The organism is Pseudomonas sp. IT-P100, assembly GCF_949767185.1.
GTDB lineage: Bacteria > Pseudomonadota > Gammaproteobacteria > Pseudomonadales > Pseudomonadaceae > Aquipseudomonas > Aquipseudomonas fluorescens_B.
Map to the genome: position 1 here is coordinate 261,871 of NZ_CATKQK010000033.1, position 20,441 is coordinate 282,311.

At 56.7% G+C, this 20,441-nt stretch carries 16 protein-coding genes, 1 tRNA gene and 1 pseudogene; 8 read left to right on the forward strand and 10 right to left on the reverse strand.

Annotated features, from left to right (window positions below; all coding sequences use genetic code 11):
• Positions 1-13 precede the first annotated feature (13 nt).
• Positions 14-901, reverse strand: a complete 888-nt coding sequence (locus tag ACM6IQ_RS21610) for a Dyp-type peroxidase (RefSeq protein ID WP_414879792.1) — start codon at positions 899-901, stop codon at positions 14-16.
• 186 nt (positions 902-1,087) lie between these two features.
• Between ACM6IQ_RS21610 and ACM6IQ_RS21615 the strand changes: the two genes are divergently transcribed.
• The 4 genes from ACM6IQ_RS21615 (at position 1,088) to ACM6IQ_RS21630 (ending at position 7,315) form a co-directional block, all read left to right on the forward strand.
• Positions 1,088-2,713 carry an NADP-dependent glyceraldehyde-3-phosphate dehydrogenase gene (locus ACM6IQ_RS21615; protein WP_017339205.1) on the forward strand — a complete coding sequence of 542 codons (1,626 nt, stop codon included), beginning with the start codon at positions 1,088-1,090 and terminating at the stop codon, positions 2,711-2,713.
• Positions 2,714-2,757: 44 nt separating this feature from the next.
• Positions 2,758-3,801 (forward strand): FUSC family protein, encoded by a 1,044-nt coding sequence (locus ACM6IQ_RS21620; RefSeq protein ID WP_031318975.1) that lies wholly within the window; start codon positions 2,758-2,760, stop codon positions 3,799-3,801.
• Between the two features lie 183 nt (positions 3,802-3,984).
• Positions 3,985-5,988, forward strand: coding sequence for a hypothetical protein (locus tag ACM6IQ_RS21625; RefSeq protein WP_414879793.1), 2,004 nt, complete (start codon positions 3,985-3,987; stop codon positions 5,986-5,988).
• A 91-nt stretch (positions 5,989-6,079) separates the two neighbouring features.
• Positions 6,080-7,315, forward strand: coding sequence for a hypothetical protein (locus ACM6IQ_RS21630; protein ID WP_414879794.1), 1,236 nt, complete (start codon positions 6,080-6,082; stop codon positions 7,313-7,315).
• A 3-nt stretch (positions 7,316-7,318) separates the two neighbouring features.
• On the opposite strand, the gene ACM6IQ_RS21635 is transcribed toward ACM6IQ_RS21630, so the two are convergent.
• Positions 7,319-8,209: a DMT family transporter gene (locus ACM6IQ_RS21635; protein WP_414879795.1), complete on the reverse strand. Its 891-nt coding sequence runs from the start codon at positions 8,207-8,209 to the stop codon at positions 7,319-7,321.
• Positions 8,210-8,344: 135 nt separating this feature from the next.
• On the opposite strand from ACM6IQ_RS21635, the gene ACM6IQ_RS21640 reads away from it, so the two are divergent.
• Positions 8,345-8,782, forward strand: a complete 438-nt coding sequence (locus tag ACM6IQ_RS21640) for an Lrp/AsnC family transcriptional regulator (protein WP_414879796.1) — start codon at positions 8,345-8,347, stop codon at positions 8,780-8,782.
• 65 nt (positions 8,783-8,847) lie between these two features.
• Here ACM6IQ_RS21640 and ACM6IQ_RS21645 read toward each other — a convergent pair whose 3' ends face one another.
• Positions 8,848-9,519 (reverse strand): Bax inhibitor-1/YccA family protein, encoded by a 672-nt coding sequence (locus ACM6IQ_RS21645; RefSeq protein ID WP_017339210.1) that lies wholly within the window; start codon positions 9,517-9,519, stop codon positions 8,848-8,850.
• A 123-nt stretch (positions 9,520-9,642) separates the two neighbouring features.
• Here ACM6IQ_RS21645 and ACM6IQ_RS21650 point away from each other — a divergent pair.
• A tRNA-Ser gene (locus ACM6IQ_RS21650) sits at positions 9,643-9,730 on the forward strand.
• A 272-nt stretch (positions 9,731-10,002) separates the two neighbouring features.
• Here the strand turns inward: ACM6IQ_RS21650 and ACM6IQ_RS21655 are convergent.
• On the reverse strand, positions 10,003-12,129 hold the full coding sequence (locus tag ACM6IQ_RS21655) for a TonB-dependent siderophore receptor (protein WP_414879797.1): 2,127 nt from the start codon (positions 12,127-12,129) through the stop codon (positions 10,003-10,005).
• A 169-nt stretch (positions 12,130-12,298) separates the two neighbouring features.
• Here ACM6IQ_RS21655 and ACM6IQ_RS21660 point away from each other — a divergent pair.
• Positions 12,299-12,724, forward strand: a pseudogene (locus ACM6IQ_RS21660) (ABC transporter substrate-binding protein); the annotation flags it as partial.
• 180 nt (positions 12,725-12,904) lie between these two features.
• Here ACM6IQ_RS21660 and ACM6IQ_RS21665 read toward each other — a convergent pair.
• Entirely contained in the window at positions 12,905-13,807 is a 903-nt protein-coding gene (locus ACM6IQ_RS21665; protein WP_414879798.1) for a LysR family transcriptional regulator, read from the reverse strand.
• 109 nt (positions 13,808-13,916) lie between these two features.
• On the opposite strand from ACM6IQ_RS21665, the gene ACM6IQ_RS21670 reads away from it, so the two are divergent.
• Entirely contained in the window at positions 13,917-15,344 is a 1,428-nt protein-coding gene (locus ACM6IQ_RS21670) for an aldehyde dehydrogenase family protein (RefSeq protein WP_414879799.1), read from the forward strand.
• Positions 15,345-15,374: 30 nt separating this feature from the next.
• Here the strand turns inward: ACM6IQ_RS21670 and ACM6IQ_RS21675 are convergent, their stop codons facing one another.
• The 5 genes from ACM6IQ_RS21675 to ACM6IQ_RS21695 form a co-directional block, all read right to left on the reverse strand.
• Entirely contained in the window at positions 15,375-16,274 is a 900-nt protein-coding gene (locus ACM6IQ_RS21675) for a LysR family transcriptional regulator (RefSeq protein WP_017339242.1), read from the reverse strand.
• A 122-nt stretch (positions 16,275-16,396) separates the two neighbouring features.
• The gene (locus ACM6IQ_RS21680) at positions 16,397-17,533 is read right to left on the reverse strand and encodes an FAD binding domain-containing protein (RefSeq protein WP_414879800.1); all 1,137 of its coding nucleotides are present in this window, start codon (positions 17,531-17,533) and stop codon (positions 16,397-16,399) included.
• Positions 17,534-17,571: 38 nt separating this feature from the next.
• Positions 17,572-18,684 carry an alkene reductase gene (locus ACM6IQ_RS21685; protein WP_414879801.1) on the reverse strand — a complete coding sequence of 371 codons (1,113 nt, stop codon included), beginning with the start codon at positions 18,682-18,684 and terminating at the stop codon, positions 17,572-17,574.
• 39 nt (positions 18,685-18,723) lie between these two features.
• Complete coding sequence (locus ACM6IQ_RS21690) at positions 18,724-19,368, reverse strand: DsbA family oxidoreductase (protein ID WP_414879802.1); 645 nt, start codon at positions 19,366-19,368, stop codon at positions 18,724-18,726.
• Between the two features lie 112 nt (positions 19,369-19,480).
• Positions 19,481-20,398 carry a LysR family transcriptional regulator gene (locus ACM6IQ_RS21695; protein ID WP_414879803.1) on the reverse strand — a complete coding sequence of 306 codons (918 nt, stop codon included), beginning with the start codon at positions 20,396-20,398 and terminating at the stop codon, positions 19,481-19,483.
• Positions 20,399-20,441 lie beyond the last annotated feature (43 nt).

The window sequence follows — 20,441 nt, forward strand, 5'->3', positions numbered from 1 at the left end:
CACTCCTTGATCGTTACCCGATGCGCAGTGCGCGCAGGTCCAGATGACCGTCCTTGAGCGGCGGGCACCAGTAGTAACCGCCGGTAATCGGCCGGCTGATGCGGTACAAACCGTCGGTGATGCCGTCTTCCAGACCGCTCATGCGCCGCAGTTGCGCTTCGAAGGCATCGAGGGAAAAACCGAACGCCAGGAACATCAGGCCGGCACGATCCCCTTCGATCCACGGCATCGAACGGCGCACCACGAACGCTTCGGGGGCGAAGCTTTCCTGGGCGGTGCGTTTGACGTGGGCGGAGATCGGCGCGTCATCGATTTCTTCGTTGTCGCTCAAGCGACGGCCCATGATGTTGTCCTTCTCATCGGACGGCATGGCGTGGAAGCCTTTGAGGTCATGCTGCCATTGCTGGATCGCGGCGAAGCTGCCACCGACCAGACCGTCAGCGCCTTCACCGACCAGCGCAGCAGCCACGGCGGCTTCATCGTGCGGGTTTTCGGTGCCGTCTTCGTAACCGGTCAGGTCGTGGCCGGTCATGTGGCGGAAGGTTTCGTTCATCTGCACCAGACGCAGGGCAGGCGCCAGCGCGGCTTCGATGGCATTGCTGCGATTGAGCAATTCGCCACGGTCGACGCCATGCAACCAGCACCACAACGCGTGTTGGGTCGACGGATTGTCGACGCCGACGCCGGTCAGCGCCGGAAACGGCCGCAGCCCTCCGATCTGCCCGTGCAGCGCCTTGACCAGGGATTCACCGAAACCGACCACTGCCGATTTCCCGTCCACCAGCTGTGCCAGCTTGTCGAGCGCGGCCAGCAGTGCATCGACGGATTCCAGCGCGAAGAACATATGACGGGCTTGAGGCGGTACTGGGGTGGCGAGAATGCCCGGCTGGTAGTAACTCATATGAACTCCTTAAGAAAGAGCGCGAAGTTTACCCGCAGCGTTCGCCGTTGTGTGTTCTCAGGTCAAAAGATCGCTGGTTCGTGAAATCCGGACTTAAAAAGTCGGGTCAATAAGGCGTATAACCCTTGAAGTGAATTCTGAACTGCAAGCCGCCAGCGCATGGCTTACATCACATGGAGTAGCGACATGACCACAGCACACATCCTCGGCAACCTGTTTCCCGACTCCAGCGACATCCCCGAAAAATACCGCCTCGACGGCCAGACCGAGCAACGTGAATACCTGGTCGACGGCGAACTGAAAACCTGGTCAGGCCCCCTCGCCCAAGTCCGCAGCCCGGTATACCTGACCGGTGAAAATGGCGACGAACAGGTCATCCTCGGCAGCACACCGCTGCTCGATGCCGACACCGCACTGACCGCCCTCGACGCCGCCGTCCGCGCCTATGACCGGGGCCAGGGCCTGTGGCCGACCATGCGCGTGGCCGAACGCATCCAGCACGTCGAAACCTTCCTCGGTCGTATGCGCGAACAGCGCGACGCGGTGGTCAAGTTGTTGATGTGGGAGATCGGCAAGAACCTCAAGGATTCGGAAAAAGAGTTCGACCGCACCTGCGACTACATCGTCGACACCATCAACGCCCTCAAGGAACTCGACCGCCGCTCCAGCCGTTTCGAACTGGAACAGGACACACTCGGCCAGATCCGCCGCGTTCCGCTGGGCGTGGCGCTGTGCATGGGGCCTTACAACTATCCGCTGAACGAAACCTTCACCACGCTGATTCCGGCGCTGATCATGGGCAACACCGTGGTGTTCAAGCCGGCCAAGCTTGGCGTGCTGCTGATTCGCCCGCTGCTGGAGGCGTTCCGCGACAGCTTCCCCGCCGGGGTGATCAACGTGATCTACGGCAGCGGCCGCGAAACGGTCAGTGCGCTGATGGCCAGCGGCAAGATCGACATCTTTGCGTTTATCGGTACCAACAAAGCGGCCAGCGACCTGAAAAAACTCCACCCGAAACCGCATCGTTTGCGTGCTGCGCTGGGCCTGGATGCGAAGAACCCCGGCATCGTCTTGCCCGAGGTGGATCTGGACAACGCGGTGAACGAAGCAGTCACCGGGTCCTTGTCCTTCAATGGCCAGCGTTGCACCGCGCTGAAAATCCTCTTCGTCCACGAAGACGTGGTCGAAGCGTTCATCGACAAATTCAATGCCAAACTCGCGAGCCTCAAACCGGGCATGCCGTGGGAAAGCGGCGTGGCCCTGACGCCGCTGCCGGAGTCGGGCAAGGTCGACTATCTGCACGCGCTGGTTGCGGATGCCGTGAGCAAAGGCGCTCGCGTGGTCAACCCCAATGGCAGTGAAGCCCGCGCCTCCTTCTTCTATCCGGCAGTGTTGTTCCCGGTGACGCCGCAGATGCGTGTCTATCAGGAAGAACAGTTCGGCCCGGTGGTGCCGATCGTGCCTTACCGGCATCTGGATACGGTCATCGATTACGTCCTGGAGTCGGACTTCGGCCAGCAACTGAGTATCTTCGGCACCAACCCGGTGGCGGTCGGCCGGCTGGTGGACACCTTCGCCAACCAGGTCGGGCGGATCAACCTCAACGCCCAGTGCCAGCGCGGCCCGGACACCTACCCATTCAACGGCCGCAAGAATTCCGCCGAAGGGACGTTGTCGGTACATGATGCGCTGCGGGTGTTTTCGATTCGCACGCTGGTCGCGACCAAGTTTCAGGAGTCCAACAAAGACTTGATCAGCGAGATCATCAGCGGCCGCAGTTCGAGTTTCCTGACCACCGATTACATCTTCTAAGGACAACGAGCCTGAGCACCTTCAGAACCCAAAGACTGCCACCCCTGTTGCGCCGGGTACTGCGTCCGTTACTGGACCCGTACCGGCGCTATCGCCACGCCAGGCTGATTCACGCAGTGCGCGTATCGCTGGGGTTGCTGGCGACGATCCTGCTGACCACCGGCATCCACCTGCCCCACGGAGAGTGGGCGTCGGTGACGATGCTGGTGGTGATCGGCGGTTTGCAGCACCACGGCAACATCGGCAAAAAAGCCGCCGAGCGCGCCATCGGCACCTTGATCGGCGCAGGCGTCGGCCTTGTGTTGGTGGCGCAACAGGTCTGGCTCGGGATGCCGTGGCTGACCTATTTTGCGATGTCGGTGGTCTGCGGATTCTTCTCGTACCACGCCATTGGCAAGGGGGGCTACACGGCGCTGCTGTCGGCGATCACCGTGTTTATCGTCGCAGGGCATGGCGATAACCCGGTGACCGACGGGCTGTGGCGCGGGGTGGATATCCTGATCGGCATTGCCCTGGCGCTGGCATTTTCCTTCGCCCTGCCGCTGTACGCGGTTTATTCCTGGCGTTACAACCTGGCCGATGCCCTGCGCGATTGCGCGACGGTTTACGGGCGGATCATCAATGGCCAGCCCGTCACCGATGACGAGCACGTGAAGTTGATGAATCGATTGAATGCGGTGATGGTGCAACTGCGTTCGCTGATGCCGTCGGTCTCCAAGGAAGTGAAGATATCCATGACCGAGCTCGATGCGATTCAGCGACATTTGCGGATGTGCGTCAGCACTCTGGAAATCCTCAGTAACACTCGACCGGATACCAATGACCCCGCCGCAATGGCGAATCTGCAATCGGCGCTGAAAGCGGAACATCGGCTGATTCGGGTGCAACTGGTGGGGATGGCGCGGGCGTTGAAGTCCGGCGCGTCGCAACGGCTCAGTCGACCCGCCGAACTGCCGGCGGATTCAAGCCTTGACGAACCGGTCTATAACCCGCTGGACGGCTACCGGTTGTTGATCCGGCAACTGGCCAGCAACATTGGCGAGATGCGCCAGCGTCTGGCCAAGACTGCGCCGCGCTGGAATATTTGAAGGTGTTGTAGAGCGTCGTGATGGCCTGACGAAATGCAGGCTGTCGCGGAGAAAGGTTCGACGACGCCATTAACTACACCTCGCTGCACGCAATAAGCTTTTTTTGATAGTCAGAACAATCCCCACCATTAGAATAACTGATGCTTATGGAAGGTTTAAATTATTCAACTAAAAGGAATTAGTTTGCCAAGCAATAGCATATTCCGCCCTCACGCCCCCTCCTCTTCATTTACGTTGGCGAATGCAAACGCCAAACACGAAAACAATCAGCCCGAACATGAAAAAATAGCCGGCCAATTACTTCAAGCTTCCAATGTAACAGAGTCGATAGTAATCCTTGATCCAGCTTTCGCATCCGAGCTAAAAAATCGAACCACAGCCTTCATCAACAAAATAACTGACTGCCAGCCTGCACATTTTTTAAAAGAACCTGATATCGCTACCACGATTCTGGGGCAGTTCAGTACCACCAGCACAATTCCGAATCGCTTTCGCCCTATCGAGGGTTTGAGCCATGCAGAAAAAACGGACTACAAGCAGGTATCTAATGCGGAACAAACCAACATTCTCCGCTGCAATCTCCTATCATTAATAGACGAAGACCTGCAAGAGGCATTCAAATCGATCCTGAGCGAATGGGAGATATTCGGGCTATCGGCATGCGAAATTGATTTACAAACTTACGGAGACTTCAAGACACTCTATGATGAAGTAATGGAAGAACATGCCATCATAAAAGAGGATTACTCAAAAGTTGACTTCTCTGCCCAGAACATAAAATCCAAAATTACTGACATCCGTTGCCTCAATGCAAAATTGACACCGTTACAGATTTTTAAAGCGGCGTACCAACTCGGCGACATACCTGCTGTTGCAAATTTTCGTTTCATGGACAATCCCGCCAGCAAAGACGATGGCAAATATAGGGAATGGATGTTTCACTTCGACAACAGTAACTATGCTGCCGAGTTCAAGCTGATCACTACTCGTATAACAGACACGTTAAAAGCGAACCAAGAGCAATGCCTCGCAGCCTTCCCTTACAACACCAGCCAATTCATTCGTTTTACCGACACTGAAGCAGCGACAAAATTTCCAACAATGGAAATACTGGAAAATGAAATCAGCCATGTTTCGGACGCACGTTATGTAGTCATCAAGAATCCACATAATAACACTCCAATCGAGACCGGAATCCGGACCGAAATGATCGCGCATCATCGTTCAGCCAGTAATAAAGAGGGGCTGGATCAAGGCGAGCACAGAAGTGCCGAATTAATGACATTTCATGGTATTGGCCGTTGCCAACCTTTTCTTTCCTCACAAGAATTAGACCATGCCACGACGCTTACGCCCTTGCAAACTTTCGTATTGGGTGGTTTTAAGAACAGCGACCCTGAAAAATTCATCGAATACATAACTCTTGAAAAGCAGGCTGTTAACAATCAACTGCATGAACTCATCAAAGCAAACCGAATCAAGTCCATAGAAAGTATAACAGTTGCAAAATTCAGCCCTGCTGGCACGGTCGTGGTAAACGAAGCTGTATTCAAAAAGCAAATGGACACTTACGACAATCTCCCAGAAGTCATTGAACAAATTCCTCGCCTGACAGGAGGCAGCGACGACCTGAAAAAAACCATCTTCCAAATGGTCCCGATGCTAATGAACTTCGACCAGAATGCCGAGTTAAAACCCGACTGTTCGGAAAACAGAGCTTTTCCAGCCCGTACCCAGATTCGAGAGAGAACCAACGAAGGCTTCTGCGCGCCTTTGCGTCGAGATCTGGAGCAGGTGCAGTTTAATATCCACCCAAGCTACCTGCTTCGAATGGATGAAATCATCGACATTGCGAAAAACATCCATGAGCTTTACAGGGATCACTCTGCAATACTTAAGGAACGCCCACACGACAAACAGCTCTTGCAATTATTTGAAAGTCGAGCAGAACTAGCAAAAGAATACACAAACCAACTGCCATCAAGAGCGTCACTCCCTGAAACGCACCAGACACTTTCTCTTTTTATTTATTACATGATTGACGACCTCGACAAAGCGGCTCAGTCACTGCTCGCAAACAATATCAAAATGAACGCTGACCAAATGAACAGGGTAAAAGATGCGCAATGTAAAATATTGCAGCACTTTGTTACCCACCGCCTTCTCAATGACAGTATCCCACGCTAAGACCAGTCCGCCACCGCTATCAATATAAGCATCAAAAGCAATCAGCCATGGTGGTATTAAGTAGCTGAAATTGCATACCGAGAGATCCCCGATGATAAACTGCAACTCTAAAGTTTCGGTCTGCACATTCAACCCCATCACTGCAGACAAAGAGCCGAATACCGCTCAATTGACTAACAGCAAAGACAAAGGTTCGTTTATTAATATTGCAGACGTGCGCGGGACTGGTGGTGGAATTGAAAAAATGACCCACCCCTCCGCTCAGGTCAGTGAAACAGATCTTTTTTCACCTTACATGATCGAACTGCTCGGTAAAACAACGGCACTGGCTTTCGCAGAGAAAGTACTTCAAGCGCCCAGACAGCAGCTGCTGGATAGCTTGGGAATTGATGACACTCAAAAGACGGAACGCCAGACCAAACTGCATTCAGACCAGATTACGATTTCCCGTTTTTATACATACTCAGTAGAGCCGAAGCCGTCATCCATTACGTTAAATGGGTCGCCTTTTATTGAACAGGAACCGACCAATCCATACTTCATTAATCAAAAAATAATCACGCCTGATTTCAGGGTTCATCGTAACAATGAAGACGCACACAGACTCAACTTGTTGCAGTGCAAATCAAGGGACGACAGCGAAGTATTCTTCAATAAAGAGCCTATTCTACAACTACAACAGTACAACGCATCCACTTACTTACATGAGTCCCATTTACGGGATGATGGCAAATTACAAAATAATGCACACTACTTCACCGAGATGGTTAGTTATTTAGCTCAGAGGGGTAGCCCAGGTGATTTCATAGTACAGAACTCGCTGGAGAGCAGTTCCGATAGAACAACAGCGCATTTTCAGTACATTCCCGATGACGTCATCCTTCCCATATTTGCACATACGCCGCGAAGTAGTGACATTTCAGAGGCGAAGATCATGGACTGGTATCTACCATCCGTGTGGAGCACATTTGATCTTAGTGAGCCTGACTGGATAGACGCCAGCAAAAAATTACAACACCTTTGCCAAGAACTCCTGGATAGTCAACACATCAGCACTACGCCGCTTTTCAGAAAGCTGGAGGGCGAAAGAGTTGATGCTTTTCTTATTTTCAAAAAAGATTGTTCAATACAATGGAACATGACTCCAGAGAGTATTCAGAATACGCCTGGGTGGTTGGAAGCCAGTGGCATATTCATTGCCAACAGTGGAAAGTCCGAAGTTTTTGAAAGACTAGGGGCCCGCGCTTACTATGAAAGTTACCGCGTAACGGCTGAGAGCATGGATACCATCAACCGTATTTTCGCGGATGTGCTCACTCGACACTGATGACTATGCGGCCACGCGTCGCAACTTCAGGCTCCAGCCTTGCTGCATACCCGCAGCGGCCAGCAAAATGGCGGCGACACCGATCCACTGCAGCGTTTCCAGGCGATGGCCGAAGGCAAACCAGTCGACGAAAATCGCCGCAATCGGGTAGATGAACGACAACGCGCCGGTCAGTGCCGTCGGCAACTTCTGGATTGCGCCGTACAGCAACACATACATCACGCCGGTGTGAACAATGCCGAGTGTCACCAGGCTGGCCCAGGCACTCGGTGCTTGGGGCAACGCGGAAAAATGCGCGAACGGTGCGAGCAACAACACGCCGGTGCTGACCTGAATCAGCGCAATCAGGTGCGGTGGTGTGCCGGTCAGGCGTTTGATGATCAACGCGGCAATCGCATAAAGGAAAGCAGCGCCCAGCGCCAGCGCGATGCCCATCAGGTAATCATTGCCGCCCTCGCCCTGTTCACCATGCGCACTGACAATCGCCAGCATCCCCAAAAACGAAATGCCCAGCCAGAACAGTTTTTGCAGGGTGATTTTTTCGTTGAGGAACAGCGCGGCCAATCCGACCAGCATGAATGGCTGAACGTTATAGACCGCTGTGCCGATGGCAATCGAGGCGCGGGAGTAAGAGGCGAACAAAAGCACCCAGTTACCGACAATTGCCACGCCGCTGAGCACGGCCAGCAGGAAGGTGGTGCGGGTAAGAATGCCGGGGCGCAGGAAGCCGAATGCCGCGCAGATCAGCAATAACGTGCCGGCGCCGAACACACAACGCCAGAACACCACGTCCAGCACCGGCTGCCCGGACACCAGCACAAACCAGCCGATGGTCCCGGAAATCAGCATGGCGGCGGTCATTTCGAATGACCCGTGACGAATTGTTTTGTCCATCATCAGACTCCTGTGTTTGAGCCCAAAGTATGCCAATCCGCTGGGGGGCTTCTCCAGCGCAAAAAGCAGGCTAAACTCGGTGTCTGCCTTTTTTATCAAGGCGGTATCGATTAATTGCCTTACAGAGGTTGCGCCATGACTGATGATATCGACCAAGTGCTGATCACGGCGTTGATGGAAGACTCGCGGCGTTCGCTCAAGGCCCTGGCGAACCTCAGCGGCCTGTCCTCGCCCAGCGTCGCCGAGCGTTTGCGCCGCCTCGAAGAACGCGGCGTGCTCAAGGGTTACACCGTCGAGATTGATCCCAAATTCTTTGGCTATCAACTCCAGGCCATCGTGCGTATCCGCCCGCTGCCGGGCCAGTTGCAGGAGGTGGAGAGGCAGATCCAGGCCATCCCCGAATTCACTGAGTGCGACAAGGTGACCGGCGACGACTGCTTCATCGCCCGCCTGCATGTGCGCTCGATGGAGCAGCTGGACACCCTGCTCGACCGCCTCAATACCCACGCCGAAACCAACACCGCGATCGTCAAGAAGACCCCGGTCAAGCGACGGTTGCCGCCGATGGCGTGAGCCTTTCCTCAAATCGCAGACAAAAAAAACCCGCTTTCGCGGGTTTTTTATTTCACGCCTTGCGATTAATCGTCGCGGCTCATGATGCCGAAGATCTGCAACAAGCTGATGAACAGGTTGTAGATCGATACATACAGGCTGATGGTCGCCATGATGTAGTTACGCTCGCCGCCATGAATGATGGCGCTGGTCTGGAACAGAATGCAGACCGACGAGAACAGCACGAAACCTGCGCTGATCGCCAGTTGCAGCCCGCTGATCTGGAAGAACAGGCTCGCCAGCGTTGCACCCAGCAACACGAAGAAACCGGCGGTGATGAAACCACCGAGGAAGCTCATGTCCTTGCGAGTGATCAGCACGTAAGCCGACAGACCGCCGAACACCAGCGCCGTCATCGCGAACGCCGAGCTCACCACTTCCGCGCCGCCCTGCATACCCAGGTAACGGTTGAGGATCGGGCCTAGCAGGAAACCCATGAAACCGGTCAGGGCAAACGCCGACACCAGGCCCCACGCCGAATCACGGAGTTTGTTGGTAAGGAAGAAAAGGCCGTAGAAACCGATCAGCACCACGAAGATATTCGGGTAGCCGACGCGCATCTGCTGGGCGACAAACGCCATCACGCCGCTGAATGCGAGGGTGAGTGCGAGTAAGCCGTAAGTGTTGCGCAGGACGCGGCTAACCTCTAGCTGCTCAGCCTGCACGCTGTTATTAACTGCGTAATCCTGTTCGCGCATGGCGACACTCCTGTTGGTTTGAAACGTTCAGTCGCAAAGATCATAACAGACGCTCTGTAACAAGCCATGCAGAGAGTTTGACAGTGTGTTTCATTCAGGTATTATGGCGCCCGCAACGCAAACGGAGGTGTGGCCGAGTGGTTTAAGGCAACGGTCTTGAAAACCGTCGACTGTAACAGGTCCATGAGTTCGAATCCCATCGCCTCCGCCATCTTTATACGACAAAGCCCTGATTATTCAGGGCTTTGTCGTTTCTGGCATTTGGGAATTTTGCTCCTCCCACTCTGGATCATTCGCATCTTTTCGTCAGTTTGCGCAACCTTGCTCAAGCGGCCATTGAATCCAACTCCAAATTTGCGCACGGCCTAAAACGCCTTAACCTGCAATTGTCGTCTATGCGGGCGGAACGAACTCTAGCGCTGGCGCACGTTGCCTCACCTCCCGCGTTATCGCGGAAGGCTCGGCGTGCACCAGCACTGCACGCTACAAGGTGTAGGAAATGCCAACTTGTACTGTTCGCGGTGCCCCCGGATAGGCATAGACGTTACCGAATGCGCCTTCTTCATAGTCACGATCGAACAGGTTTTTCACGTCAAGATTGAGCCGCACCTTGTCATTGATCTTGTAGAAGCTGAGCAAATCGACAACGGTATAGCTGCTCATCGAAAACGCGGTGTTGGCGGTTTGCCCGGCGCGCTCGTCGACGTACTTGAGCCCGGTACCCAAGCCCAGCCCCTTGAGGGTGCCGTCCTGGAACTCATACATATTGAGCAGACTGAAGCTGTTTTTCGGGATGTTCAGCAAGCGCGTGCCAGAGCGCAGCACGTTATCTTTGGTCACTTCGGCATCGACATAGGCGTAGCCGCCGATCATGCGCCATTCGGGCGTGAGGTTGCCGGCAACGTTGACGTCGAAACCACGGCTGCGCACCTCGCCAGCCGCAACGCTGAAGGTCGAATCAACAGGGTCGGTGGTCAAAACGTTGCGTTTCTCGATCTGATAGATCGCCGCATCGACACTCAACTGCTGATCCAGTGCTTCCCACTTGATACCCATTTCGTAAGACTTGCCCTTCTCCGGCGCAAACCCGCCGCCCTCGCGGCTTGCGCCGGTGTTGGGTTTGAAAGAGCGCGCAGTGTCGGCATAGACCGCCAATGTCTCGGTCAGGTCGTAGGTCACGCCGATGCGCGGGGTCACCGCGTTGTCACTGGCCTGCCAACTCTTGCCGCCGGGCACGTAGGTTTCGTAGTCATGTTCGAAGCGTTCGAAACGCGCCCCGGCCAGCACCTTCAATTTGTCGGTCAATGCCACTTGATCCTGCACGAACGCGGCATACGTCTTGAGGTTTTCCTTGTCGTGAGTCGGCGTGCGGGTGAGTGCCGGACGTGGCTGGCCATACACCGGATCGAAGATGTCGATCGGGTAGGCACCGATAGCTCCGCTGGAGCGTTGAATGATCGACTTGTAGTCATAATCCTCATACTCGATACCGGTGAGCAACGTGTGCTGCAAACCAGCGGTATCGAAATGGCCGGTCAGATTGAGTTGGGTGTCCTTGTCGGTCCACTCCAGCTTGCGATAGTTGAAGTTGCGCCCTAACGTGCGGCCGTCAGCGGCAATGCCGTTGGCCTCGACCGCGTTGCCCTTGAGCGAACCATCGAGCCACTGGAAACCGCCCCCCAGCGTCCAGTCGTCGTTGAGCATGTGTTCGAAACGCAGTTGCGCCATGTTGTTGTCGTTGTGCAGTTTGCCAGCGTCTTTTTCGCCGAAAAAGCTGTCGCGGGAGGCGGTGCCAATCTGTTTGGCGTAGCGGGTAACGCCTCGATCCAGAGGCGCGTTGTTACGCATGAAATCACCTTCGAAAATGAGCTTGGTCGCGTCGGTTGCCTGCCACGTCAGCACAGGAGTGATACCGTAGCGCTCGTTTTCGACGTGATCGCGGAAGGTGTCGCCGCCCTCGCCCACTACGTTCAGTCGATAGGCCAGGCGCCCCTCTTCGTCGAGCGGGCCGGAAGCGTCCAGCGTGCCGCGCTTCATGCCCTGATCGTTGAGTTGACTGCCCAGGGTGACGGTGCGCTCGGGCAACGGCTGTTTGGAAACCACATTGAAGGTGCCGCCAGGATCACCCCGACCGTAGAGCATGGTGGCCGGGCCGCGCAGCACTTCGAGTCGCTCGATGGTGTTGGCATCCGGCATGTTCGGGTAGCCGCGGTTGATCGGAAAACCGTTGCGGTAAAACTCGCCGGTGGTGAAGCCACGAACGGTAAACGTGGTCAGGCCCTGCCCACCGAAATTGTTCGCCCGCCCCACGCCCCCGGCGTAGTCCAGAGCGTCCTGCAAACGGGTGGCGCCCAGATCCTCGACTGCATCCTTCGAGACCACACTGATCGATTGCGGGGTTTCATGGATCGACGTGTCGGTACGCGTGGCGCTGGCCGAGCGCGTCGCCCGATAACCCTGCACCGGGCCGTCCGCCCTTTCGTAATTCGCGGTACCGATAACATCGGTTGCGTCCAGCTCAAGCGTTGAGGGAGCTACATCCGTTTGTTCAGCCCATGAGGAAGACGACAACGCTTGCAATACACAAATGGAAAACAGGGTTCGACGCATGGAGAGAGAAACCTTTACGAATAGGCCAATACAGGGAGTGAAACCGCCAAAAACTCCCGCGCATGCTATACAAAACCATTCGCAAATAAAACTTATTCCCATTAACATACAGAGAACAGCATCGATAAAGTCATCACTTCCTTGAGACAAGGGAAGGACCAGGTTGAAACAAAAGATCGACGCGATCCTCTCCTCCATGTCGATCACGCCCGACCAGCTTAAATCAGTCGATTTCAGCAAAAAGTACTATCACACCCCCGGCAAACTGGCGATGAAGGCCGGCACCGTCATTAACAATCCACTGGTTGACCTCAAAAGCAAGCGGGTAGGCGTTCAGCGCGCTTTTACCTACGATCGCTATGCCAGTGACAAATTTGCCGCAGCGGGTATTGAAGTCGTGCGCCAAGGCTCCCAAGGTGAAGCGTTCCAGGACCTGGCGTCCGGACGCCTGGATGCCACCCTTGCCGACATCGTCAATATCGATGAAAGCTTTATCAAAACCGACGCAGGCCAGGGCTTCGCATTGGTAGGCCCCGACGCAGAGGTTGTCTCGCTCCTGAAACCATTGGGGGCACGGGTAAACAAAGGGGACGCGCTCTTTGACGTCTTCGATCCGATCACTGACCGCCATACACGAGTTTGCGCGCGGTAGGGATGGCCGTTATCTGCCCCCACCGCACAGATCCAGACGTGAGCAACTACCGCATACGGCTCGTGCCAAGAGCACCTGGCGCGAAGCGATCCTCAGGATTCGAGTGTGCACTCGTCGCCCGAATCAAACCGGATTGGGCCGCAACTCGTGCACCAGATCAATCAGTGCGCGCAATCGCGCCGGCACGAAGCGATGGCCCGAGTAGTAGAGCCTCAACCCGCCAAACGACGGGCACCACGGCATCAGCACCGGCACCAGGGCCCCGCTTGCAAGTTCTTCCCGGATGAACCCCTCGGAAATGAAACCGATGCCAAGGCCCAACAACACGGCCTGTTTGATGGCCAGCAACTCATTGAACACAAGGCGCACCGGCAGCTCCATCTGCAACTTCTGGCCGTCGCGCTCCAGCTCCCAATGGTAGAGACCTCCGTGGGCCATGCGCATGCCGATGCTGTGGTGGGTGAGTAGGTCTCGGGGATGCTCGGGCACGCCATGGTGTTCAAGATACTCAGGCGCAGCCACCACGAGCATTCGCATGTCACCTGACAGCGCCACAGCAATCATGTCTTGCGGTACGGACTCTGCCAGGCGAATCCCGGCGTCGAAGCCCCCGGCGACGATGTCGACCATGCTTGACTCACTGACGATGTCGATGCGCACCTCGGGATAGCGCTGAGCGTACTGCTTGAGCAGCGGATCCAGCAGCAGGTAGGCCGCGCCATACGGTGCATTGATGCGCAGTGTGCCGCTGGGTTCGTCGGGGCCGACGCTGGCCTCTTCGCCGGCACTTTTGATCTGCGCCAATGCAGGGGCAATGCGCTCCACATAGCGTCGCCCGATGTCGGTGAGGGCAACGCTGCGCGTGGAGCGATTGAACAGGCGCACTTTCAGGCGCGCTTCCAGGCCGGCCACTGCGCTGCTCACGGCGGTGGTGGACATGCCCAATTCCTGTGCCGCGCCTCGAAAACTGCTGCGGCGCGCAACGGCCAGAACCACTTCCAGCTCGGTCATTCCTGTTCTGTGCATGGATTGTCCTGAAAATACGGATGCTACATAAGCAAAAGGATAGCTTATCGGAACAATAAGCCCCTCATAGACTTCGCTGCACAAAGGCTCATTTGAACGAGGAATCGCCATGCAGCGCATTGAACACATCTACATCAACGGCGAGTTCGTCATACCGCACGGTCAGGAATGGTTCGACCTCCATAACCCGAGCACCGAGCAAGTCATCGGTCAGGTTCGGTTGGGCGATGCACTGGACGCACAACGTGCGATCGCAGCCGCCAAGGCCGCATTTCCGGCCTGGTCTCGCACCCGTCGGGAGGAGCGCATTGCGGCACTGGAACGCATGCACCGGGCCATGGCGGCAAGGGAGGAAGAACTGCTGGAAGCCATCCTCGTGGAATACGGCGCGCCTGCGGTTCGCGGGCGCTGGATGGCGACTTACCCGATGGATGTGATTGCGCAAGCGATCGATGCACTGAAGGCGTTCGATTTCGAAGAACAGGTCGGCATGGCCAAGGTCATTCTGACGCCCGTGGGCGTTACGGGTCTGATCACGCCCTGGAACAGCAATGCGGGCTTCATCTGCAACAAGCTGGCCACCGCGCTGGCGGCAGGCTGCACCACCGTCATCAAGCCCAGCGAGATGAGCGCGTTGCAGACTCAGGTCGTGATCAGGGCGTTGCACGAAGCGGGGCTGCCACCGGGTGTATTCAATATCGTCAACGGGCGGGGCGATGTGGTTGGCGAGGAAATCGCCCGGCATCCCGACGTCGCCAAGCTCTCGTTCACGGGTTCGTCCGCTGTCGGTCAGCATCTGGTAAGAACCGGCGCCGACACCATGAAGCGCGTGACGCTCGAACTGGGCGGCAAGTCGCCCACCGTGGTGCTTGACGATGCGGATTTCCAGGCGGTCATGCCAATGGTGCTGCAAGCCGGATTTCTCAACAGCGGCCAGGCTTGCATCGCGGGCACTCGCATCCTTGTGCCGCGCCGACGGTTGGCAGAGTTCGAGAGGGTTGCGAAGGCGTGCGTCTCACAGATCCAGTCGGGTGATCCACGCAACGCCGACACCGACATTGGCCCAATGGTGAGCCAGAAACAATGGGAACGGGTGCAGCGCTACATCCGTAGCGGCCAGGAAGAAGGCGCGCGGTTGCTGGCGGGTGGCGAAGGTCGCCCGGAAGGCTTGCACGCCGGATGGTTCGTGAAGCCGACGATCTTCACTGATGCCAACAACCGGATGCGCATCGCTCGTGAGGAAATCTTCGGCCCCGTGCTAACGATCATCCCCTACGAGGATGACGCCGATGCGATCAGCATTGCTAACGATACGGACTATGGGCTGAGCGCCCTGGTGCTGGGAAAGAGCCACGAACGCTGTGTGAATATCGCCCTTCAGATCGATTCGGGACGTGTGCTCATCAACACCCTGGCCCACGAACCGCGTGCCCCCTTCGGTGGTTTCAAGCATTCAGGCCTTGGGCGGGAAATGGGCCGGTGGGGGATGAGCGCGTATCTGGAGCCCAAGACATTGGTCACGTTTACCGCCCCATAAATCGCTGATTTGACGCCAATGACAACGTGATCAGGGGGCGAGTATTTCCTGCAGAAATTCAATGAACACATTGATGCGACTGGAGCCGCGATGGTTGGGCAGATACAGCGCGTTGATGCAGGTGCTCGCACTCCCTGGGTTGACTTCATACTGCTCCAGCACGCGAGTCAGCCGACCGGCGCCAACATCGTCACGCACCAGCCAATCGGCCAACAGCGTCACCCCGCCACCCGCCAAGGCGGCCTCCCGCAGGATGTCGGCATTGTTGCTTTGCAGTCTTCCCTGCACATTCAAGCGGATGATTTCTTCATCGCCCTGGAATGTCCAATTGTGGTGACCCATGCGGTAATCAAACCGCAAGCATTGATGCTCCAGCAAATCACGAGGGTGATGGGGCAGTCCGGTGCGCATCAGGTAGTCGGGACTCGCCACCACCCAACGCTGGAAATCACCCACCTTCTTGCTGACGATGTCATCACTGACGACCGATGAACCGAGACGCACCGACACATCGATCTGCTCGCTGAGCAGGTCACTGACCTCGTCACTCAGCGAGAGGCTGATCTCCAGGCCCGGATGGCGATCGAGCAGCCGGCTCAAATGGGGAGCGATGATACGCCGGCCGAATTCCACTGGAACGCTGGCCCGTAAACGCCCTTGGGCTTCGCTGCCACGGTCGGCAACGACGGCGTCGGCTTCATCGATGGCTTCGAGGATCGCCACTGCCTTGTCGAAATAGCTCTGCCCCGCCACCGTGACACTCGTGTTGCGCGTGGTGCGGTTGAGCAGGCTGGCGCCCAACTCACTTTCCAGCCCCGCGACCTGCCGCGTCACTGACGAAGTGGAGATGCCGAGCTTGCGCGCGGCTGCCGAGTAACCACCACAGCGGACCGTTTCGACAAACATTTTCAGCGCCAGCAACTTGTCCATAAGCGAAGTCCAGGATCGAAAAGTAATAGTGATGACTATGCATGACCCGGCCCGGGGTGTCTTGCATGGCTGTGCTCAACCCCGGGACTCACTGCAGCGAAATGCTCAATGCCCAATCCGGGTCAGCTGATGCCCATGATCCGGTTGCCCATGCTCACACCCCAGTCCCCCATGCGTTTGCCTTCTGCCAGTTGCAGTTGCTGCCAGGCCAGAAGGGCTCTGTCGATGTCGCCTATGTCGTCGATCGCTTGAGCCAGGGCCAGTGCATTGCGGGCCGCCTTGGCCGTGCTTCCGGCCGTGTGAGGGCGCGGCACAAAAGCAGCGTCACCCGTCAACAGCACGCGGCCAAACACCATTCGAGGGACGTTGAGATCAAGGATCGCCTGCACGAAAATATCCTTGGTCTGGCGAATCAGTTCACGAAACGCCGGATTCGCCTGCTGCTCACCCATTTTCCTGATGTAAGCCTCCTGCTCCGTTGCCAAGGCGCCCGGAGGAATGGAGTGGCTACGCCGATGGCCCTTGTTATCGGTGAGCACAGCGTCTAATTCTGCGCCCTGCGCAGCCTTCAAATACCAGAGCCAGTTGAACCGTCGCTCGCCGGGATCAACCGAGCCGTTCAGGCCCGGCACCATGTATTCCAGCATCAACGATTCGGGGTCCTGCTGAAACACAAAGTCCTCGTAGATTTGTGCCTTGGCGAAGTCTGGAAGTCCGTCTTCATCGACTAATCCACGCCAGACCACATAGCCTGAATAGGTATACCCAGCCTCCGGCAACACCAGACTTCGCACGGTCGACCCTGCCCCATCGGCGCCGATCAACACGTCGCCCTCGGCACTGCTGCCATCTTCAAACATCGCGGTCACACGTTGCTCGTTTTGAACCAGATCAACCAGCGTTTTACCCCGGTGATAGTGCTCGGCAGGGAACGCAGAGAACAATGCGTTGTACAGCGTGTTCCAGGACGTCTGGGTTTGCGGCATCGACTCCTTGTGCACGACGGTGCCGGCCCGATCCAGATACAGGCGATCATGGGACCGGACCCCGAGCGCATGGGTATGTTTGATGTCCGAATAGCGAAAATGCTGCAAGACATCCGCTTGCAGGACAATGCCTCCGCCACGGCTGTCCATCGCCGCGGGGGAACGCTCGAAAATATCGACGTGCCAGCCAATCGCACGCAACGCCATGGCGGCGAACAGCCCTCCCAGGGAACCACCAATGACCAGGGCCTTCGGAACGTCTGCACTCTTCATTACCTTTCTCCTCGTAGCCTGGTGATTCCCACGTTGCGTTATGCCAACACCGGATAGTCGATGTAGCCCTTGGCGTCGCCGCCAAAAAAACTGCTGCCGTCCGCCAGGTTGAGTTCGTTACGGCCACGCAGGCGCGCCGGCAAGTCGGGGTTGGCAATGAACGGGCGACCAAAAGCGATCAGGTCGGCACGCCCCTGTGCGATGGCCTGTTCGGCCGTTTCGCCGGTGTAACCACCCGCCAGCATCAGTACGCCGTGGAAGTCAGTGCGTAGCTGTTTGATGATGGCGTCCCAGCGTGGATCGTTACTTTCGTCGAGCACGGTGCCGACCATCATCGGTTCCACCAGGTGCAGGTAGGCGAGATTCCAGTGGTTGAGTCGGGAGGCAATGTAGCCGAAGGTCTGTTCCGGGGTGTCATCGTCCATCCCCATGAAGCGCCCCATCGGTGTCAGGCGAACGGCGACGCGTTCGGCACCGACTTCTTCGGTCACGGCCTCCACCACTTCAAGCAAAAGCCGCGCACGGTTTTCGATGCTTCCACCGTAGCGATCACTGCGCTGATTGCTGGCGCTGTTGATGAATTGATCGAGCAAGTAGCCGTTACCTGCATGGATTTCCACACCGTCCATACCGGCCAGAAGCGCATTGCGAGCCGCCTTGCGGTAATCGGCAACGATCGCTTCGATGCCCGGAATATCAAGTTCCTGGGGAATCGGTACATCACCCCAAACCCCCTCGCCCTTTTCATTCAGGATGAACGTCTTGCCCGGCACCGGCTGCGCGGTCGGTGCCACAGGCAAGCCGCCGTTGGGTTGAAACACCGGGTGTGACACCCTCCCTACATGCCAGAGCTGCAGGAAAATGCGACCGCCTTCTGCATGCACGGCTTCGCTGACCGCTTTCCAGCCCTGAATCTGCTCGGCGCTATGAATGCCGGGCGTCCAGGCGTACCCCTGGCCCTGCTGCGAAATCTGGGTAGCCTCGGTAATGATCAACGCCGCGCTGGCCCGCTGACGGTAGTACTCGACGTTCATCGAGGTCGGTACGTTGCCAGGCTGGCCCGCCCGGGAGCGCGTCAGCGGCGCCATGGCGACGCGGTGATCGAGGGAGAGTTGGCCGAGTTTGATGGGGCTGAACAAGTGATGGGTCATGATGAATTCCTGAATGGCTATGGATTGAAAAAAAACGGCTCAAGCCGCCCGGTTTCGTCTCAGTATCTGGATCATTACTTCGATGGGCTGAGCGCCACTGATCCTGTCGCCTGCGATCTGAATACTCGGAACCGAGCGCACACCGGATGCCCTGGTCATGGCTTCAAGTTTCAACACTTCAGCAGTGCCTTCATCGGTGTTGAGAAAGTCGACAACTGCTTCGCGGTCCAGCCCTGCTTCGGCAGCGATGTCCGCGAGCACATTGAGGTCGCCGATGTCCCGCCCTTCGCCGAAGTACGCCTTGAAAATGGCTTTGACCAGCAAAGAAGCGTCTCGGCCCGCCTGTTGTTCTCGCCATACCAGGCGATGGCCCGCCAGGGTATTGGGGGTTTTTTCGATTTGCTCATAATCGAATTCAAGACCGACAGCCCTGCCAGCGTGGGTAACCTGAGCATCCATGGCCTGGCTACGCGCCCAGCTACCGAATTTGCCAGAGCGATAGGTTTTACGATCCATGCCCTGAACAGGCATGTCCGGGTTCAACTGATAAGGCAGGAAAACAACCTGGCGATCCGTTGAAAAATTCGAAGCGGCCAGTGCGCGTTCCAGATGCTCTTCACCGATCCAGCACCAAGGGCAGATGAAGTCGTAAGTCACGTGAATAGTGGATGGGTGCACACTCATGAGGGTCTCCATGGTTGAATGTTTTCACACCCCCAAGGTAGGTGCCCGGACCCCGTCAGAGAATCCATCGGCTGCACAACGCAGCGTTTCGCAAAACGCAAAGGTGGGGAAATCACCCCACGGGAAGGCTGTCTGAACCGAGAAATTCGGTCAGGAAATCAATGAACGTATTGATACGTTTCGATCCGCGATGATTGGGCAGGTACAGAGCGGAGATCGCCGAACTCGAACTGTTCGGATTGACGACAAATGCGTCAAACAAGGCGGTCAGGCGACCGCTGTCAATGTCATTGTCGACCAGCCAATCCGGCAACAGCGCCACCCCGCTGCCGGCCAGCACGACTTCACGCAAGATCTCGGCATTGTTGCTCTTGAATTGCCCATCGACGGGGACACGGGTCTCTTGACCCTTATCGGCAAATGTCCAGACCTGTTGCGACGTGCCATAGCTGAAGCACATGCAGTCGTGTTGCATAAGGCCCATGGGCTGGTCGGGAAATCCTCGCGCATTCAGGTACTCCGCGCTGGCAACGACCCGGCGTCGAAAGCTGCCGATGCGGCGACTGACCACCGCTTCCATTGCCGCTGGCGACCCCAACCGGATCGATAGATCGATGCGTTCGGCGAGCAAATCGACGATATCGTCGGACAGTGTCATGTCCAGGATGAGCATAGGGAAACGCTCTAAAAGCGTGCAGATGTGGGGGGCGATGAGGCGGTGTCCAAACGCCACGGGCACTGAAATACGCAACTCGCCTGCCGGGACTTCTCCCCGATCCGACACCGACTCGTCAGCGTCCGCCATGGCGTTCAGGATATCCCGGGTTTTCAGGTAATAAGCACCACCGACATCAGTCAACGTGACTTGCCGGGTAGTACGATTAAGCAGCACGGCACCGAGGTCATCCTCAAGCCTGTCGATCATGCGGGTCACTGAAGAGGTGGCCAGATTGAGTTGTCTGGCGGCAGACGAAAAGCCCTTGGAGTCGACCGACTGGACGAACATTTTCAGCGCGAGCAGCTTGTCCATGAACCTCCTTCAATGTCATCGGTACGCTCCTTGAGGACCTATC

Coding starts and splice junctions, on each gene's coding strand:
- ACM6IQ_RS21645 (WP_017339210.1), bottom strand. CDS start 9,519: ATGCGCGAACAGGATTACGCAGTTAATAACAGCGTGCAGGCTGAGCAG.
- ACM6IQ_RS21680 (WP_414879800.1), bottom strand. CDS start 17,533: ATGAAGAGTGCAGACGTTCCGAAGGCCCTGGTCATTGGTGGTTCCCTG.
- ACM6IQ_RS21690 (WP_414879802.1), bottom strand. CDS start 19,368: ATGAGTGTGCACCCATCCACTATTCACGTGACTTACGACTTCATCTGC.
- ACM6IQ_RS21610 (WP_414879792.1), bottom strand. CDS start 901: ATGAGTTACTACCAGCCGGGCATTCTCGCCACCCCAGTACCGCCTCAA.
- ACM6IQ_RS21655 (WP_414879797.1), bottom strand. CDS start 12,129: ATGCGTCGAACCCTGTTTTCCATTTGTGTATTGCAAGCGTTGTCGTCT.
- ACM6IQ_RS21670 (WP_414879799.1), top strand. CDS start 13,917: ATGCAGCGCATTGAACACATCTACATCAACGGCGAGTTCGTCATACCG.
- ACM6IQ_RS21615 (WP_017339205.1), top strand. CDS start 1,088: ATGACCACAGCACACATCCTCGGCAACCTGTTTCCCGACTCCAGCGAC.
- ACM6IQ_RS21695 (WP_414879803.1), bottom strand. CDS start 20,398: ATGGACAAGCTGCTCGCGCTGAAAATGTTCGTCCAGTCGGTCGACTCC.
- ACM6IQ_RS21665 (WP_414879798.1), bottom strand. CDS start 13,807: ATGCACAGAACAGGAATGACCGAGCTGGAAGTGGTTCTGGCCGTTGCG.
- ACM6IQ_RS21675 (WP_017339242.1), bottom strand. CDS start 16,274: ATGGACAAGTTGCTGGCGCTGAAAATGTTTGTCGAAACGGTCCGCTGT.
- ACM6IQ_RS21685 (WP_414879801.1), bottom strand. CDS start 18,684: ATGACCCATCACTTGTTCAGCCCCATCAAACTCGGCCAACTCTCCCTC.
- ACM6IQ_RS21630 (WP_414879794.1), top strand. CDS start 6,080: ATGATAAACTGCAACTCTAAAGTTTCGGTCTGCACATTCAACCCCATC.
- ACM6IQ_RS21640 (WP_414879796.1), top strand. CDS start 8,345: ATGACTGATGATATCGACCAAGTGCTGATCACGGCGTTGATGGAAGAC.
- ACM6IQ_RS21635 (WP_414879795.1), bottom strand. CDS start 8,209: ATGGACAAAACAATTCGTCACGGGTCATTCGAAATGACCGCCGCCATG.